Annotated in this window: 16 protein-coding genes, 2 pseudogenes and 1 other annotated feature; of the genes and pseudogenes, 12 read left to right on the top strand and 6 right to left on the bottom strand. The window is 56.7% G+C overall.

The annotated features are described in order from the left end of the window. Window positions 1-20 precede the first annotated feature (20 nt). From rluB to rnm, 4 genes and pseudogenes are all read right to left on the bottom strand, one after another. Window positions 21-899: a 23S rRNA pseudouridine(2605) synthase RluB gene (rluB, locus tag V7Q49_RS03310; RefSeq protein WP_333849307.1), complete on the bottom strand. Its 879-nt coding sequence runs from the start codon at window positions 897-899 to the stop codon at window positions 21-23. A 277-nt stretch (window positions 900-1,176) separates the two neighbouring features. After that, window positions 1,177-1,521, bottom strand: a pseudogene (locus V7Q49_RS03305) (Hcp family type VI secretion system effector); the annotation flags it as partial. A gap of 305 nt (window positions 1,522-1,826) precedes the next feature. After that, complete coding sequence (locus V7Q49_RS03300) at window positions 1,827-2,447, bottom strand: L-threonylcarbamoyladenylate synthase (protein WP_333849306.1); 621 nt, start codon at window positions 2,445-2,447, stop codon at window positions 1,827-1,829. Next, window positions 2,444-3,325: an RNase RNM gene (rnm, locus tag V7Q49_RS03295; RefSeq protein ID WP_333849305.1), complete on the bottom strand. Its 882-nt coding sequence runs from the start codon at window positions 3,323-3,325 to the stop codon at window positions 2,444-2,446. Before rnm ends, V7Q49_RS03300 begins: the two co-directional genes overlap by 4 nt. A 159-nt stretch (window positions 3,326-3,484) precedes the next feature. Next, window positions 3,485-3,579 (top strand) — a sequence feature (Trp leader region). A gap of 23 nt (window positions 3,580-3,602) precedes the next feature. On the opposite strand from rnm, the gene V7Q49_RS03290 reads away from it, so the two are divergent. The 8 genes from V7Q49_RS03290 to V7Q49_RS03255 all read left to right on the top strand — a co-directional run bounded on the left by V7Q49_RS03290 (window position 3,603) and on the right by V7Q49_RS03255 (window position 12,112). Continuing rightward, the gene (locus V7Q49_RS03290; protein WP_333849304.1) at window positions 3,603-5,165 is read left to right on the top strand and encodes an anthranilate synthase component 1; all 1,563 of its coding nucleotides are present in this window, start codon (window positions 3,603-3,605) and stop codon (window positions 5,163-5,165) included. Next, the gene (gene trpD / locus V7Q49_RS03285) at window positions 5,165-6,760 is read left to right on the top strand and encodes a bifunctional anthranilate synthase glutamate amidotransferase component TrpG/anthranilate phosphoribosyltransferase TrpD (RefSeq protein WP_333849303.1); all 1,596 of its coding nucleotides are present in this window, start codon (window positions 5,165-5,167) and stop codon (window positions 6,758-6,760) included. The genes V7Q49_RS03290 and trpD overlap by 1 nt, the downstream gene beginning before the upstream one ends. Before the next feature lie 3 nt (window positions 6,761-6,763). Further along, window positions 6,764-8,122, top strand: a complete 1,359-nt coding sequence (gene trpCF, locus V7Q49_RS03280; protein ID WP_333849302.1) for a bifunctional indole-3-glycerol-phosphate synthase TrpC/phosphoribosylanthranilate isomerase TrpF — start codon at window positions 6,764-6,766, stop codon at window positions 8,120-8,122. 10 nt (window positions 8,123-8,132) lie between these two features. Then, on the top strand, window positions 8,133-9,326 hold the full coding sequence (trpB, locus tag V7Q49_RS03275) for a tryptophan synthase subunit beta (protein ID WP_333849301.1): 1,194 nt from the start codon (window positions 8,133-8,135) through the stop codon (window positions 9,324-9,326). After that, on the top strand, window positions 9,326-10,135 hold the full coding sequence (trpA, locus tag V7Q49_RS03270) for a tryptophan synthase subunit alpha (protein WP_333849300.1): 810 nt from the start codon (window positions 9,326-9,328) through the stop codon (window positions 10,133-10,135). Before trpB ends, trpA begins: the two co-directional genes overlap by 1 nt. Window positions 10,136-10,290: 155 nt before the next feature. Continuing rightward, entirely contained in the window at window positions 10,291-11,502 is a 1,212-nt protein-coding gene (gene yedE, locus V7Q49_RS03265; protein ID WP_333849299.1) for a selenium metabolism membrane protein YedE/FdhT, read from the top strand. Next, window positions 11,499-11,732 (top strand): sulfurtransferase-like selenium metabolism protein YedF, encoded by a 234-nt coding sequence (gene yedF / locus V7Q49_RS03260; RefSeq protein ID WP_039030671.1) that lies wholly within the window; start codon window positions 11,499-11,501, stop codon window positions 11,730-11,732. The genes yedE and yedF overlap by 4 nt, the downstream gene beginning before the upstream one ends. 107 nt (window positions 11,733-11,839) lie before the next feature. Beyond that, window positions 11,840-12,112, top strand: coding sequence for a DUF883 family protein (locus V7Q49_RS03255; RefSeq protein ID WP_333849298.1), 273 nt, complete (start codon window positions 11,840-11,842; stop codon window positions 12,110-12,112). A 32-nt stretch (window positions 12,113-12,144) separates the two neighbouring features. Here the strand turns inward: V7Q49_RS03255 and ompW are convergent, their stop codons facing one another. Next, complete coding sequence (gene ompW, locus V7Q49_RS03250; RefSeq protein WP_333849297.1) at window positions 12,145-12,777, bottom strand: outer membrane protein OmpW; 633 nt, start codon at window positions 12,775-12,777, stop codon at window positions 12,145-12,147. Between the two features lie 224 nt (window positions 12,778-13,001). On the opposite strand from ompW, the pseudogene V7Q49_RS03245 reads away from it, so the two are divergent. From V7Q49_RS03245 to yciA, 4 genes and pseudogenes are all read left to right on the top strand, one after another. Then, window positions 13,002-13,088, top strand: a pseudogene (locus tag V7Q49_RS03245) (YkgJ family cysteine cluster protein); the annotation flags it as partial. Between the two features lie 28 nt (window positions 13,089-13,116). Further along, the gene (locus V7Q49_RS03240) at window positions 13,117-13,860 is read left to right on the top strand and encodes a YciC family protein (RefSeq protein WP_333849296.1); all 744 of its coding nucleotides are present in this window, start codon (window positions 13,117-13,119) and stop codon (window positions 13,858-13,860) included. Between the two features lie 56 nt (window positions 13,861-13,916). Further along, complete coding sequence (locus V7Q49_RS03235; protein WP_333849295.1) at window positions 13,917-14,456, top strand: septation protein A; 540 nt, start codon at window positions 13,917-13,919, stop codon at window positions 14,454-14,456. Window positions 14,457-14,560: 104 nt separating this feature from the next. Further along, entirely contained in the window at window positions 14,561-14,956 is a 396-nt protein-coding gene (gene yciA / locus V7Q49_RS03230; protein WP_106993174.1) for an acyl-CoA thioester hydrolase YciA, read from the top strand. A gap of 42 nt (window positions 14,957-14,998) precedes the next feature. Here the strand turns inward: yciA and tonB are convergent, their stop codons facing one another. Further along, window positions 14,999-15,730 carry a TonB system transport protein TonB gene (gene tonB / locus V7Q49_RS03225; RefSeq protein WP_333850478.1) on the bottom strand — a complete coding sequence of 244 codons (732 nt, stop codon included), beginning with the start codon at window positions 15,728-15,730 and terminating at the stop codon, window positions 14,999-15,001. Window positions 15,731-15,862 lie beyond the last annotated feature (132 nt).

Here is a 15,862-nt window from a genome sequence, read left to right as displayed (position 1 = left end):
GCAATGCCGGGTTTTGTTTTTTAGCCGTTGTTGTTACGGCTGCCAGAGCGGCGATTATTGCCGCTGACCTGGCTGTGACGTTTGACCGCCCGGCGGATCTGGTTCGCCTTCATGCGACGACGATCTTTCTCTACCGCCACTTTTGAGGTGGTTTCCGGCGTGAGCTGCACCAACTCACGCAGGTAGTTGGTCTGGGTTAAATCCAGCTCGGTATAGCCGCCACGCGGCAGCCCTTTCGGCAGCAGGATATCACCGTAACGCACGCGGATCAGACGGCTAACCTGCACGCCAACGGCTTCCCATAGACGACGCACCTCGCGGTTACGGCCTTCGGTCAGGGTCACGTTGTACCACTGGTTAATGCCTTCCCCACCGGTAAATTTGATGGTTTTGAAGGCGGCCGGGCCATCTTCGAGCTGCACGCCGCGGGACAGATCGCGGATCTTGTTCTCGTCAACTTCACCAAACACGCGAACTGCGTATTCACGCTCGACTTCACGGCTTGGGTGCATCAGACGGTTTGCCAGCTCACCGTCGGTGGTGAACAGCAGCAGACCGCAGGTGTTCACGTCCAGACGACCTACAGCGATCCAGCGCGCACCGCGCAGTTTTGGCAGGCGGTCGAAGACGGTCGGACGGCCTTCCGGATCGTTGCGGGTGCAGAGCTCGCCTTCTGGCTTGTAATAGGCCAGCACGCGGCAAATTTGCTCGGCAGACTCTTTCACCGAGATCAGATGGCCGTCGATGCGGATTTTCAGGCCTGGCACGATCTCCACACGATCGCCCAGGGTGGCGATTTTACCGTCCACGCTGACACGACCTGCTTCGATGATGGTTTCGATTTCACGGCGTGAACCGTGGCCGGCGCGGGCCAGCACTTTCTGTAACTTCTCGCTCATTGAGCTTCCTTCAGGTGTCGCCTTCACAGGCGTCTGGTATACTTTCGAAAACAACGAATTAAACTAAAACAAAGCTTAACTCGCTGATCTATAACTCTTTCATAGCACACAGTATGGCAGACATTGTGTCGCACATAGTGATTCATGGCCGCACATACTACACGAATTTTAGACTAAATGATTCAACAAGTTTTGCGCAGCCGAGTTCTGGTGCTGATAACCTGAAACAAACCCAGCGGATTGCCCCTCTCGTACCGCGTGGGGCATGCATGTTTCGTTATGCCGTAGGGCGATCGTTCCAGGCATCGGTGTGCTGAACGTTGCCATCCACGATGCACCAGGTGATTTTTTCGTATTGAATGCTAACGCTTTCTACGTGATTCATTTTATCGTTACCCGATAATTTAACGTTAGGCACAGCGCAGTTAACGCCAGTGATCTTCACGTTTTCCATCAACACCCTGTAGTAGCAGACTTCTTGTCCTGCATCGTTGATGTGATAAAACTTAATTTCCGCACTTTTCAGCGTCTGGCCTGTAGCGGCTGCTTTATAAAGGTAGGGCGTCGAGCTATCCACTTCCTTTTCAATCATCATGGATGAGTGCTGGCGTGTTCCGGTGATTCATCGTCTTTCAACCGCATTATAAGGAGGTATTGGCATTTTATTTTCTCCTTAATTTTTCTGATTAACTTCATTGTCATAGCATAGATAAATATAGCCCCAGGTAAGATAGTAATTATATGAATGTACAAATACAGATCATAAAAATTATCCGCGCCATTCTCGTCCGGTCAATAAATATGATGACCAATGCGTGTGGCTAAGCCATCATATTAAACGCGCGAGGGAAATAAGCAGAGCATTAATATCAGGGCCATTATAGCGTGGAAAATAATGCTAAATAGATGGCCCCGTATTGGAGGACGTTACAGGAAAGGTTTTACGTCCCCCACCCCTTCACGCAGCACCACCGGCGCATCTTCCGTTAAATCGATCACCGTGGTCGGCTGTTGGCCGAGATAGCCACCGTGAATAATCAAATCCACCTGCTTCTCAAGACGGTCTTTAATCTCATCCGGGTCGGATTCGGTAAAGTCGCTGCCTGGCAGCATCAGTGACGTGGAGAGCATCGGCTCGCCGTGCGTCTCAAGCAGCGCCTGAGCAATCGGGTTAGACGGCACGCGCATCCCGATCGTTTTACGTTTTTCCTGCAGCAGGCGGCGCGGCACCTCTTTTGTCCCCTTGAGGATAAAGGTGTAGTTCCCCGGCGTGTTATTTTTGATCAACCGAAACGCCACGTTATCCACGTAGGAGTAGGTTGATAACTCAGAGAGATCGCGGCACATCAGGGTAAAGTTATGCCCGTTAGGGATGTGACGGATCCGGCAAATGCGCTCCATCGCGCCTTTGTCTTCAATCTTACAGCCCAGCGCGTAACCCGAATCGGTGGGATAGACGATAACGCCGCCCTTACGCACGATCTCCACAGCCTGATTAATCAAACGCGGCTGCGGATTGTCAGGATGGATATAGAAAAATTGACTCATACTTCCCTCTCTTCAATTGGCGTTGGCTGCTCCCAGAGTTGCCACACCGGCTCGACGCCGGCAGGTAACCAGAGCTTGCGCCCCAGCTCGATCCAGGGGCAAGGCTGATGGAAATCAGAGCCCTGGGAGCCAAGGAGGCCGTACTGGCGGGCATATTCAGCCAGTTGACTGCGCTCGTTGGGCGCCTGCTGACACTGCGCGACTTCCATCGCGTCCCCGCCGTGTTCGGCAAAGTATGCCAGCAAACGTTTCAGCCATTTGGCGGAGAGGTCGTACCGCCCGGGATGGGCCAGCACCGCCTTACCGCCAGAATGATGAATGACATCAATAACTTGTTCTATTGTACACCACTGGGGAGGAACGTATCCGGTTTTCCCCCGTGCAAGATATTTTTTAAATACATCCGCGATGTTATTCGCCTTCCCGGCCTCAACCAGAAAACGGGCAAAGTGTGCCCGGGTGACCGCGCCGCCTTTGGCCAGACGCAGCGCCCCTTCCCAGGCGCCGGGGATATGGGCTTTATCCAGCCGCTCGGCGATCAGTTCTGCGCGCAAAACGCGACGCGCCTTCTGCTCATCCAGCAACGCGCGCATGGCCGGGTTCTCAATATCAATGTTCAGTCCGACGATATGGATCTCATGATTTTCCCAGACGGTAGAAATTTCCACGCCTGCTATGAGTGTAAGCGGCAATTCACTGCGGGCAATCTCAGCCCGCGCGGCCGCAATAGCCTCGGTGGTATCGTGATCGGTGATCGCCAGCGTACCGACGCGCATTTCATGGGCACGGTGGACCAGTTCTTCGGGCGTAAGCAGGCCGTCAGAGGCCTGAGTATGGCTGTGTAAGTCGTAAATCACTGCGTAATTCGTGTCGCTCAAAGCGGCTCCCGTCACTCATCTTCAATATCTGCGCCGCCATAATAGCGGTATGTGATGAAATTCTGAAATCGGGGGGTTGACATTAGGCCATCGAACTAGTTAACTAGTACGCAAGTTCACTCAACGAGGTATCTGAAAATGACGGCACATTTCACCCTGCATAGCTGGTGGCGCACCTCCTGATTATCGGGCAGTGTCGTACGTCTGCGTCATGCAAACAGATACCTGGCCCGCCACTGAGCGGGCTTTTTTATGAACAGAATAAAGAGAACAAAAAATGCAAACAGCCAAACCGACCCTCGAACTGCTGACCCGTGAGGCGGCGTATCGCCACAACCCGACCGCCCTGTTCCATCAGGTCTGCGGCGCACGCCCTGCTACGCTGCTGCTGGAGTCGGCAGACATCGACAGTAAGGACGACCTGAAAAGCCTTCTGCTGGTCGACAGCGCGCTGCGTATCACCGCCCTCGGCAACACCGTCACCCTGCAGGCCCTCTCCGAAAACGGCGCAGCGCTGCTCTGTTTGCTGGATGGCGTTCTGCCGGCAGGCATTGAGAATGAACATCGCCCGGACCAGCGGATCCTGCACTTCCCGCCGGTCAGCCAACTGCTGGACGAAGATGCTCGCCTCTGTTCTCTGTCGGTGTTTGATGCCTTCCGCCTGCTGCAGAATCTGGTGAACGTGCCGGAACATGAGCGCGAAGCGATGTTCTTCGGCGGGCTGTTTGCCTATGACCTGGTGGCCGGTTTTGAAGAGCTGCCGGAGCTGGAGCAGGGGAACCGCTGCCCGGACTACTGCTTCTATCTGGCAGAAACCTTACTGGTGATCGACCACCAGAAAAAATACACCCGCATTCAGGCCAGCCTGTTTACCCCGTTACTGGCTGAGAAACAGCGTCTGGAACAGCGCATCGCCCAGCTGCTGGCGCACATGAATGAAGCCCCACCGGAATTGCCGGTGCAGCGCGTGGAGCAGATGCATTGTGACGTCAGCCAGACGGACGATGAGTTCGGCGTGGTGGTTCGCCAGATGCAGAAAGCGATTCGCGCCGGGGAAATTTTCCAGGTGGTGCCATCCCGTCGCTTCTCCCTGCCCTGCCCGTCCCCGCTGGCGGCCTACGACGTGCTGAAGAAGAGCAATCCCAGCCCGTATATGTTCTTTATGCAGGATAACGATTTTACGCTGTTTGGCGCTTCGCCGGAGAGCTCCCTGAAATACGACGCCACCAGCCGTCAGATTGAAATCTACCCGATTGCCGGCACTCGCCCGCGCGGTCGCCGCGCCGACGGCTCCCTGGATCGCGATCTCGACAGCCGCATTGAGCTGGAGATGCGCACCGACCAGAAAGAGATGTCCGAGCACCTGATGCTGGTGGATCTGGCGCGTAACGACCTGGCGCGCATCTGCACCCCGGGCAGCCGCTACGTGGCCGATTTAACCAAAGTGGACCGCTACTCCTTCGTGATGCACCTGGTCTCCCGCGTGGTGGGCGAGCTGCGTCGGGATCTGGATGTGCTGCACGCCTACCGGGCCTGCATGAACATGGGCACCCTGAGCGGCGCGCCGAAAGTCCGCGCTATGCAGCTTATCGCTCAGGCCGAAGGTCGCCGTCGCGGCAGCTACGGCGGTGCGGTGGGTTACTTCACCGCCCACGGCGATCTCGACACCTGCATCGTGATCCGCTCCGCCTACGTTGAAGAAGGCATTGCTACGGTTCAGGCGGGCGCAGGCATCGTGCTCGACTCGGTTCCGCAGTCTGAAGCTGACGAAACCCGCAATAAGGCCCGCGCGGTACTGCGCGCGATTGCGACCGCCCATCACGCACAGGAGATTTTCTGATGGCTGACATTCTGCTGCTCGATAATATCGACTCATTTACCTACAACCTGGCAGATCAGCTGCGTGCTAACGGTCACAACGTGGTGATTTACCGTAACCATGTTCCGGCTCAGACCTTAATCGACCGTCTGGCCACCATGCAAAACCCGGTGCTGATGCTCTCCCCGGGGCCGGGCGCGCCAAGTGAAGCGGGCTGTATGCCGGAGCTGCTGACCCGCATGCGCGGCAAGCTGCCGATCATCGGCATCTGTCTGGGTCACCAGGCGATTGTCGAAGCCTACGGCGGTTACGTCGGCCAGGCGGGTGAGATCCTGCACGGCAAAGCCTCCAGCATTGAACATGACGGCCAGGCGATGTTTGCCGGGCTGATGAACCCGCTGCCGGTAGCGCGCTATCACTCGCTGGTGGGCAGCAATATCCCGGCGGGTCTGACCATTAACGCCCATTACAACGGGATGGTGATGGCGGTGCGTCACGATGCAGACCGGGTGTGCGGCATGCAGTTCCACCCGGAATCCATCCTGACTTCCCAGGGCGCGCGCCTGCTGGAGCAGACCCTCAACTGGGCGCTGCAGAAGCTGGAGCAGACCAACAGCCTGCAGCCGATTCTGGAAAAACTCTATCAGGCGCAGACCCTGAGCCAGCAGGAGAGCCACCAGCTCTTCTCCGCCGTGGTACGCGGCGAGCTGAAGCCCGAGCAGCTGGCCGCCGCGCTGGTGAGCATGAAAGTGCGCGGTGAGCAGCCGCAGGAGATCGCTGGCGCGGCCACCGCCCTGCTGGAAAACGCCGCCCCGTTCCCGCGCCCGGACTATCTGTTCGCGGATATCGTCGGAACCGGCGGCGACGGCAGCAACAGTATCAATATCTCCACCGCCAGCGCCTTTGTGGCCGCAGCCTGTGGGTTGAAGGTGGCGAAGCACGGCAACCGCAGCGTCTCCAGCCGTTCCGGCTCGTCGGATCTGCTGGCCGCTTTCGGCATCAATCTGGATATGAACGCCGAGAAATCCCGGGATGCGCTGGACGAGCTGGGCGTCTGCTTCCTGTTCGCTCCGAAGTATCACACCGGATTCCGTCACGCGATGCCGGTGCGCCAGCAGCTGAAAACCCGCACCCTGTTTAACGTGCTCGGGCCGCTGATCAACCCGGCCCATCCGCCGCTGGCGCTGATTGGCGTCTACAGCCCGGAGCTGGTGCTGCCCATTGCCGAAACCCTGCGCGTGCTCGGTTATCAGCGCGCCGCGGTGGTACACAGCGGCGGGATGGACGAAGTCTCCCTGCATGCGCCAACCCTGGTGGCAGAGCTGAATAACGGCGAAATCAAAAGCTATCAGCTTGAAGCCGCAGACTTTGGTTTAACGCCGTATCACCAGGAGCAACTGGCAGGCGGCACCCCGGAAGAAAACCGTGACATTCTGACGCGCCTGTTACAAGGTAAAGGTGAGCCCGCGCATGAGGCCGCTGTGGCCGCTAACGTCGCCATGCTGATGCGTCTGCACGGCGAAGAAGATCTCAAGAATAACGCGCAAAAAGTGATGGACGTGTTGCGCTCTGGCTCAGCCTACGACCGAGTGACCGCACTTGCGGCAAGAGGGTAAATAATGCAGACCGTATTAGCGAAAATTGTTGCCGATAAGGCCATCTGGGTTGAAGCCCGTAAAGCGCAGCAACCGCTCGCCAGTTTCCAGAATGAGGTAGTGCCGAGCAGCCGTCGTTTTTATGATGCCCTGCGTGGCGCACGCACCGCGTTTATCCTGGAGTGCAAAAAGGCCTCCCCGTCGAAAGGGGTGATCCGCGATGATTTTGACCCGGCTCAGATCGCCGCCATCTATAAGCACCACGCTTCGGCCATTTCGGTGCTGACCGATGAGAAATATTTCCAGGGTAGCTTTGATTTTCTGCCTATCGTCAGCGGGATCGCCCCGCAGCCGATTTTGTGCAAAGACTTTATTATCGACCCGTATCAAATCTGGCTGGCGCGCTTTTATCAGGCCGACGCCTGCCTGCTGATGCTCTCCGTGCTGGACGACGAGCAGTACCGCCAGCTTGCCGCGGTGGCGCACAGCCTGAACATGGGCGTGCTGACCGAAGTGAGCAACGAAGAGGAGCTGGAGCGCGCCATCGCCCTGGAGGCGAAGGTGGTGGGTATCAATAACCGCGACCTGCGCGATCTCTCTATCGACCTCAACCGCACCCGCCAGCTGGCGCCGCGTCTGGGCGCTGGCGTGACGGTCATTAGCGAGTCCGGCATTAACAGTTATGCCCAGGTGCGCGAGCTGAGTCACTTCGCCAACGGTTTCCTGATTGGTTCGGCGATGATGGAGCAGGCCGATCTCAGCGCGGCGGTGCGTCGTGTCCTGCTGGGTGAGAACAAGGTCTGCGGCCTGACGCGTCCTCAGGATGCCGCGGCGGCTCATGAAGCGGGTGCTATTTACGGCGGGCTGATTTTTGTTGAGTCCTCCCCGCGCAACGTCAGCGAAACCCAGGCGCGCGAAGTGATTGCCGCCGCACCACTGCAGTACGTGGGCGTATTCCGCAATGCGGCCGTCGAAAAAGTGGTTGCCACGGCAGAGGCGCTTTCGCTCGCCGCCGTGCAGCTGCATGGCAGCGAAGACCAGAGCTATATCGATACCCTGCGTGAAGCCCTGAGCCCGCAGGTGCAAATCTGGAAAGCGCTGAGCGTGGCCGGGACCCTGCCGCCGCGCACGCTCAATCATGTTGATAAATACGTGCTGGATAATGGCCAGGGCGGAACCGGGCAGCGTTTTGACTGGTCGCTGCTCAACGGCGAGAAGCTGGATAACGTCCTGCTCGCCGGGGGCTTAAGCCCGGACAACTGCGTTGAAGCCGCCAAGTCAGGCTGCACAGGTCTCGATTTCAATTCAGGCGTTGAGTCGCAGCCGGGCATCAAAGATGCCGGCAAGCTGGCTTCGGTGTTTAAAACGCTGCGTGCATATTAAGGAAGAGAAGATGACCACATTATTAAACCCTTACTTTGGCGAATTCGGCGGCATGTATGTGCCGCAGATCCTGATGCCCGCCCTGCGCCAGCTGGAAGAGGCGTTCGTGAGCGCGCAAAAAGATCCGCTCTTCCAGGCTGAATTTACCGACCTGCTGAAAAACTATGCCGGTCGTCCGACGGCCCTGACCAAATGTCGTAACCTGACCGAGGGCACGAACACCACGCTGTATCTGAAGCGTGAAGATCTGCTCCACGGCGGCGCGCATAAGACCAACCAGGTGCTGGGTCAGGCACTGCTGGCAAAACGGATGGGCAAAACCGAAATCATCGCCGAAACCGGTGCCGGTCAGCACGGTGTCGCTTCGGCGTTGGCCAGCGCCCTGCTCGGCCTGAAATGCCGTATCTACATGGGGGCCAAAGACGTTGAGCGTCAGTCACCGAACGTCTTCCGTATGCGTCTGATGGGCGCAGAAGTGATTCCGGTATACAGCGGCTCCGCCACCCTGAAAGATGCCTGCAACGAGGCGCTGCGCGACTGGTCCGGTAACTATGAAAATGCCCACTATATGCTGGGCACCGCTGCGGGCCCGCACCCGTTCCCGACCATCGTGCGTGAGTTCCAGCGCATGATCGGTGAAGAGACCAAAGCGCAGATCCTCGAAAAAGAGGGGCGTCTGCCGGATGCAGTGATCGCCTGCGTGGGCGGTGGCTCTAACGCTATCGGTATGTTTGCCGATTTCATCGACGACACCAACGTAGGGCTGATTGGCGTCGAACCTGCCGGTCACGGGATTGAAACCGGCGAGCACGGCGCGCCGCTGAAGCATGGCCGCGTGGGGATCTACTTCGGCATGAAAGCGCCGATGATGCAGACCGACGAAGGGCAGATTGAGGAGTCCTACTCCATTTCTGCCGGGTTGGACTTCCCGTCCGTCGGGCCGCAGCACGCCTACCTGAACAGCATCGGCCGCGCCGAGTACGTGTCGATTACCGATGACGAAGCGCTGGAAGCGTTTAAAACTCTGTGCCGTAAAGAGGGGATCATTCCGGCACTGGAGTCTTCCCACGCGCTGGCCCATGCCCTGAAAATAATCAAAGACAACCCGGAAAAAGAGCAACTGCTGGTGGTGAACCTTTCCGGTCGCGGTGATAAAGACATCTTCACCGTTCACGATATTCTGAAAGCACGAGGGGAAATCTGATGGAACGTTACGATAACGTGTTTGCTGAGCTGAAAGCCCGCAAGGAAGGCGCCTTTGTTCCCTTCGTCACCCTGGGGGATCCCTCTCCTGAGCAGTCGCTGAAAATTATCGACACCCTGATTGCAGCCGGTGCCGATGCCCTGGAGTTGGGCATTCCCTTCTCCGACCCGCTGGCCGACGGCCCGACCATCCAGGCCGCCACCCTGCGCGCGTTCGCCGCAGGGGTGACCCCGACCCAGTGCTTTGAGATGCTGGCGACGATTCGCCAGAAATACCCGACCATTCCCATCGGGCTGCTGATGTATGCCAACCTGGTCTTCAACCGCGGCATCGACGAGTTCTACGCCGAGTGCGCGCGCGTGGGGGTGGATTCCGTGCTGGTGGCCGATGTGCCCGTCGAAGAGTCAGCCCCGTTTCGCCAGGCGGCGATGCGTTACAACGTCGCGCCAATCTTTATCTGTCCGCCAAACGCCGACGACGAACTGCTGCGCCAGATCGCCTCCCACGGGCGCGGGTATACTTACCTGCTGTCCCGCGCTGGGGTAACGGGTGCGGAGAACAAAGCCGCCCTGCCGCTGCACCATCTGGTTGAGAAACTGGCGGAGTACCATGCCGCACCGCCGCTGCAGGGCTTTGGTATTTCGGCCCCGGAGCAGGTCTCTGCGGCGCTGGGAGCCGGGGCTGCCGGGGCGATTTCCGGTTCGGCAATCGTGAAAATTATCGAGAACAACGTCGACAGGCCTGAGCAGATGCTGAGCGAGCTGAAAACCTTCGTCAGCGCCATGAAAGCGGCGACCCGTCCGCAGTAATGACATCGCCGTCTGGTTTTGCCAGACGGCTTCTTGCGTAAATTGATCCCTTCGAGCTTTAATGCATTTAACGCTGTTCAAATGAATTTCCCGGCGTATTATCCCCCCGTCTTTTATTCTTTCCCCTTAAACCTTCTGAGTTCAGAGGCTTATCTATGTCGTGGCAACACTTTAAACAGGCTTATTTAATTAAGTTCTGGTCCCCCGTTCCTGCGGTTATTGCAGCAGGCATCCTCTCCACCTATTACTTCGGCATCACCGGCACCTTCTGGGCGGTTACCGGCGAATTCACCCGCTGGGGCGGTCAGCTATTGCAGCTGGCAGGCGTTCACACCGAAGAGTGGGGCTACTTTAAACTGATCCACCTTGAAGGCACCCCGCTCACCCGTATCGACGGGATGATGATCATCGGCATGTTCGGCGGCTGTTTCGCTGCCGCGCTGTGGGCTAACAACGTCAAACTGCGCATGCCGCAGAGCCGGATCCGCATCGCCCAGGCGGTAGCCGGCGGTATCATCGCCGGGTTTGGCGCGCGTCTGGCGATGGGCTGTAACCTGGCCGCGTTCTTCACCGGAATTCCCCAGTTCTCCCTCCATGCCTGGTTCTTTGCCCTGGCCACTGCCGTGGGCTCGTACTTTGGCGCACGCTTTACGCTGCTGCCGCTGTTCCGTATTCCGGTCAAAATACAAAAGGTCAGCGCCGCCTCGCCCCTGACCCAGAAGCCGGATCAGGCGCGTCGTCGCTTTCGTCTCGGGATGCTGGTCTTCTTCGGCATGCTGGCCTGGGCGCTCTGCACTGCCCTGAATCAGCCCAAACTCGGGCTGGCGATGCTGTTCGGCGTTGGCTTTGGTCTGCTGATTGAGCGGGCGCAGATCTGCTTTACCTCGGCGTTTCGCGACATGTGGATCACCGGCCGCACGATGATGGCCAAAGCGATTATCGCCGGGATGGCAGTGAGCGCCATCGGCATTTTCAGCTACGTCCAGCTGGGCGTGGCGCCAAAAATCATGTGGGCCGGGCCAAATGCCATTATCGGCGGGCTGCTGTTCGGCTTCGGCATCGTGCTGGCGGGGGGCTGCGAGACAGGCTGGATGTACCGCGCGGTGGAAGGCCAGGTTCACTACTGGTGGGTCGGTCTGGGTAATGTGATTGGCTCCACCCTGCTGGCCTACTGGTGGGATGATTTTGCCCCAGCGCTGGCAACCCACTGGGACAAGGTTAATCTGCTCGACACCTTTGGCCCGTTGGGCGGGCTGCTGGTGACCTACCTGATGCTGTTGATCGCCTTTTTGCTGGTTCTGGCGCAGGAGAAACGCTTCTTTCGTCGCGCTGCCATGAAAACTGCATTACGTGAGGATGCCGCATGAAAGAGATCGTTCCCGACTACCGCCTCGATATGGTGGGTGAGCCCTGCCCCTACCCGGCCGTTGCTACCCTTGAAGCCATGCCGCAGCTGAAAAAAGGCGAGATCCTCGAGGTGGTAAGCGACTGTCCGCAATCCATTAACAACATTCCGCTGGATGCCAAAAACCACGGTTATACGGTGCTGGATATTCAACAGGATGGTCCCACCATCCGTTATTTGATCCAGAAATAATGCCCGGGTGGCGACATGCCACCCCTCTTTCTTAAGTATTAATCCCATTTTCTTCAGGATATCCCAATGGAGTCTATGCTTTACATTGACTACAAAAGGAGAACGTTATGTCAGACCAAAATCTTGATAATGATGCACAGTATGCTGGTGAAAAAGCCAAGAACAAACTGAATGAGGCTGCCGGTGCTGCACAGCAGCAGTTTGGCGAGTTTGTTGATTCGCCAAAACACCAGTTGAAAGGTGCCGGGCGTAAATATGCCGCTCAGGCCAGTGACGTTGTGAGTGATGTTACTGACGCGGTGAAAAATAATCCTCTTACCGGCCTTATTGCCGCAGGGGCGGTAGGTATTGTCCTCGGCCTGTTGCTGGGTCGTAAATAAATAAAAAAAGGCCCTTCGGGGCCTTCTTTCTATCAGAAGCGATAGCCCGCCGAGAACATAAATACCCACGGATCCAGGCGAGTGCTGATATTTTGCTGCTGATCCCCCGCCTTAAAGCGCACCTCGGTGTCGATATCCATATACCAGACCGACATGTTAATCAGCCAGTCGCGGTTGATGAGGTAATCCAGCCCTACCTGCCCCGCCGCACCCCAGGAATCTTTCAGGCTCAGATCGGAAAGTCCCGCCGCTTTACCAGTGTCGTTAAACTTCTCATCAAAGAAGGTGGTGTAGTTAACCCCGGCGCCAACATAGGGGCGAACCTTGCTGCCCGCATCGCCGAAATACCACTGAGCCATCAGGGTGGGTGGCAGATGGTGAACCGTGGCGATATCCCCGGTTGGGCCCGTACCGACCTTATGACGAAACGGCGTGGCTGCCAGCAGTTCAACGCCGACGTTATCCGTCGCCATCCAGGTAAAGGTCATCCCGGCCTGGGTATTGTTACTGACGTTAAAACCGCCCAGACCCAGAACGTTGTCCGAGCCTTCCGTAGGCCGTACCGTGGCGGTTCCCAGACGGAAAAAGAACTCGCCTGCTTCGTGGGCCATTGCGCCGCCGGAAAGCGTGCTCAGAATCAGTGCTGCCATCGCTGTTTTTTTCATATCCATTCCCTCGTTATGGTTTTATTGAAGGACGGAATATACCCATAAATGATTACTAAGTGATCTCGTCGGGATCACATTAGATTCAGCGATTTAACATTCATTGATCTAAATTAATTTTTTCAACTTCTGGCAAAAATTGGTAGTTGGTGCTGAATCAATTTTGTCATTTCAGGCAAACAAAACGCAGCGCGATAGCTATCGCGCAAAATAACAGCGACGCATTACGGGCGCTTTACAAAGATATGCTTTTCCATACAAGGCTTGATACTGCCACCGGGCAGTTATCCAGGGTACAATTGCCCGCTAATCAATACCTGCAATACTCAAGGAGAGTGCATGTCTATCACGGCGAAGTCTGTCTACCGTGACACGGGGAATTTCTTCCGCAATCAGTTCATTACCTTTTTACTGATCGCCTTGTTGTGCGCATTAATCACGGTGGTACTTGGTCATGCCTTTTCGCCGAGTGAGGAGCAGATTGCCAGCCTGAGTCAAGGCGATCAGATCGCCAGCAGCGTCGGGCTGTTTGAGATGGTGCAAAATATGACGCCAGAGCAGCAGCAGATCCTGTTGCGCGCCTCTGCCGCCACCACGTTTTCCGGTTTGATTGGCAATGCCATTCTGGCGGGGGGCGTGCTGTTAATGATCCAGCTGGTCTCGGCCGGACATCGCGTCAGCGCCCTGCGGGCGATTGGTGCCAGCGCACCGCTGCTGCCAAAACTGTTTATCCTGATCTTTTTAACCACCATGCTGGTGCAATTAGGGATTATGCTTGTTGTGGTGCCGGGGGTGCTGTTAGCCATTGTGCTCGCCTTCGCGCCAATTATGGTGGTGCAGGACAGAATGGGCATTTTTGTCGCTATGCGTAGCAGCATTCGGCTGGCATGGTCTAATATGCGTCTGGTTGCTCCGGCGGTAATGAGCTGGCTGCTGGCTAAAACCTTGCTGCTGCTGTTTGCGCCAAACCTGGCCGTACTGACCCCGAACGTTGGCGCCATCGTGGCAAATACGGTGAGCAACCTGATCTCAGCGGTATTGCTCGTCTACTTGTTCCGCCTGTATACGTTAATTCGCCAGTAATTTTTCTGATGGCCTGGGCATCCCGCACAGGCTGTCGCCGATGATGGAATCGAAGAATGAAGCAGTTTCTTGATTTTTTACCCCTGGTCGTCTTTTTTGCCTTCTACAAGCTGTATGACATCTATGCGGCAACCACCGCCCTGATCGTCGCTACGGCGATAGTGCTGATCTACAGCTGGGTGCGCTACCGTAAGGTTGAAAAGATGGCCCTGATCACCTTCGTGCTGGTGGCCTTTTTCGGCGGGTTGACCATCTTTTTCCACAACGATGAATTCATCAAGTGGAAGGTAACCGTGATCTACGTACTCTTTGCCGGTGCCCTGCTGTTCAGCCAGTGGGTGATGAAAAAGCCGCTTATTCAGCGCATGCTGGGTAAAGAGCTGGCCCTGCCTCAGAGCGTCTGGTCGCGCCTGAATATCGCCTGGGCGGTGTTCTTTATTCTCTGCGGTCTGGCGAATATCTATATCGCCTTCTGGCTGCCGCAGAATATCTGGGTCAACTTCAAAGTCTTTGGTCTGACCGCGTTAACGCTGATATTCACCCTGCTGAGCGGCATCTACATCTATCGCCACATGCCGCAGGACGACAAGCAGTAATCCTTCCGCCAGGCTTAATCAGCCTGGCGTTTTCTTCTGTTCTCTCTCGCTGTAAATCATAGTAGCATCCCGCCTGAAGTCCTCCGTAATGAGTAGAGTCCATAATGACAACAACGAACGCCCCTCAGGGCGAACTGGTATTACGCACACTTGCAATGCCCGCCGACACCAATGCGAACGGCGATATTTTTGGCGGCTGGCTGATGTCGCAGATGGATATGGGCGGGGCGATCCTCGCCAAAGAGATTGCTCAGGGCCGGGTGGTGACGGTTCGGGTCGATGGCATGACCTTTCTGCGCCCTGTCGCAGTCGGTGATGTCGTCTGCTGTTACGCGCGCTGCGTGAAGCGTGGAAATACCTCGGTGTCGATCAACATTGAAGTGTGGGTGAAGAAAGTCTCTTCTGAGCCTATCGGCCAGCGTTATAAAGCAACCGAAGCGCTGTTTATCTATGTCGCCGTGGATAACGACGGCAAACCGCGGCCATTGCCCCAGGTCTGAGGTTCAGGCCAAAAAAAAGCCTCCATCAGGAGGCTCTTCTCTTTATTCCATCTGTGCCCCGCCGTTGAGGCGGAAAACAATATTCACGATCAGCCCGCTGCCGGGTTTACCGGCTTCGTAACGCCATTTGCGCATCGCGGTCTTCACATCCCGCTCAAACATATTTGATGGCTGCGCGGAAAGGATTTCGACATTATCCACCCGCCCGTCTGCGGTCACGTCAAATTTCACGCGAACACGCCCTTCAATGCGTAACGCCTGCGCACGCGCCGGGTAGACCGGCTGGTTACGGCTCAGGGCACGTGGGCCGGAAGGTGCCGCAACGACAGGCTTAGCGGTTGTTGGCGAAGCGTTCATCACCGGACGGGCCGGGGCCGCTCTCTCAACCGGCTGGGTAGTGCGAGGCTCAACCGGGCGCTCTTCACGCTTCGGACGCTCTTCGACCTTTTTCTCCGGCTTCGGTTTTGGTTTCGGCTTCGGTTTTGGCTTGGGCTCCGGTTTATGGATCACCACAGGCGCTTCTTTTGGCGGTTCAGGAACGATTTCGGGTTCCGGTTCCGGCTCGGGTTCGGCAACGGGTTCCGGTGGTGGCGCGACCTGCACGGGCTCCAGCTCCGCAGGGGTTACCATGGTCACAGAAATCGGCTGCGCGGGCGCTGGCATTTCAATAACCTGATGTACCGATGTGTAAAGCAGACCCGCCACGACGGCTCCATGAATTCCGACGGACAACAGCGTCGGCCAGGGAAAGCGGCGAGGGAGTTCAAGGGTCATTGAAGTCATAATCGTTTCAGTTAAAAAGCCAGGCCCTGATTTTAAATGCAAATAGCAATCATATTCAATAAGCCAGTTACACTTCACCTGAATTAACCGTCTGTCAGGCGAAAAAAGGCACGCATTGAGCAG

The organism is Leclercia sp. (genome assembly GCF_036780805.1).
Lineage (GTDB): Bacteria > Pseudomonadota > Gammaproteobacteria > Enterobacterales > Enterobacteriaceae > Enterobacter.
This window is presented reverse-complemented; position numbering and strand designations above follow the sequence as displayed.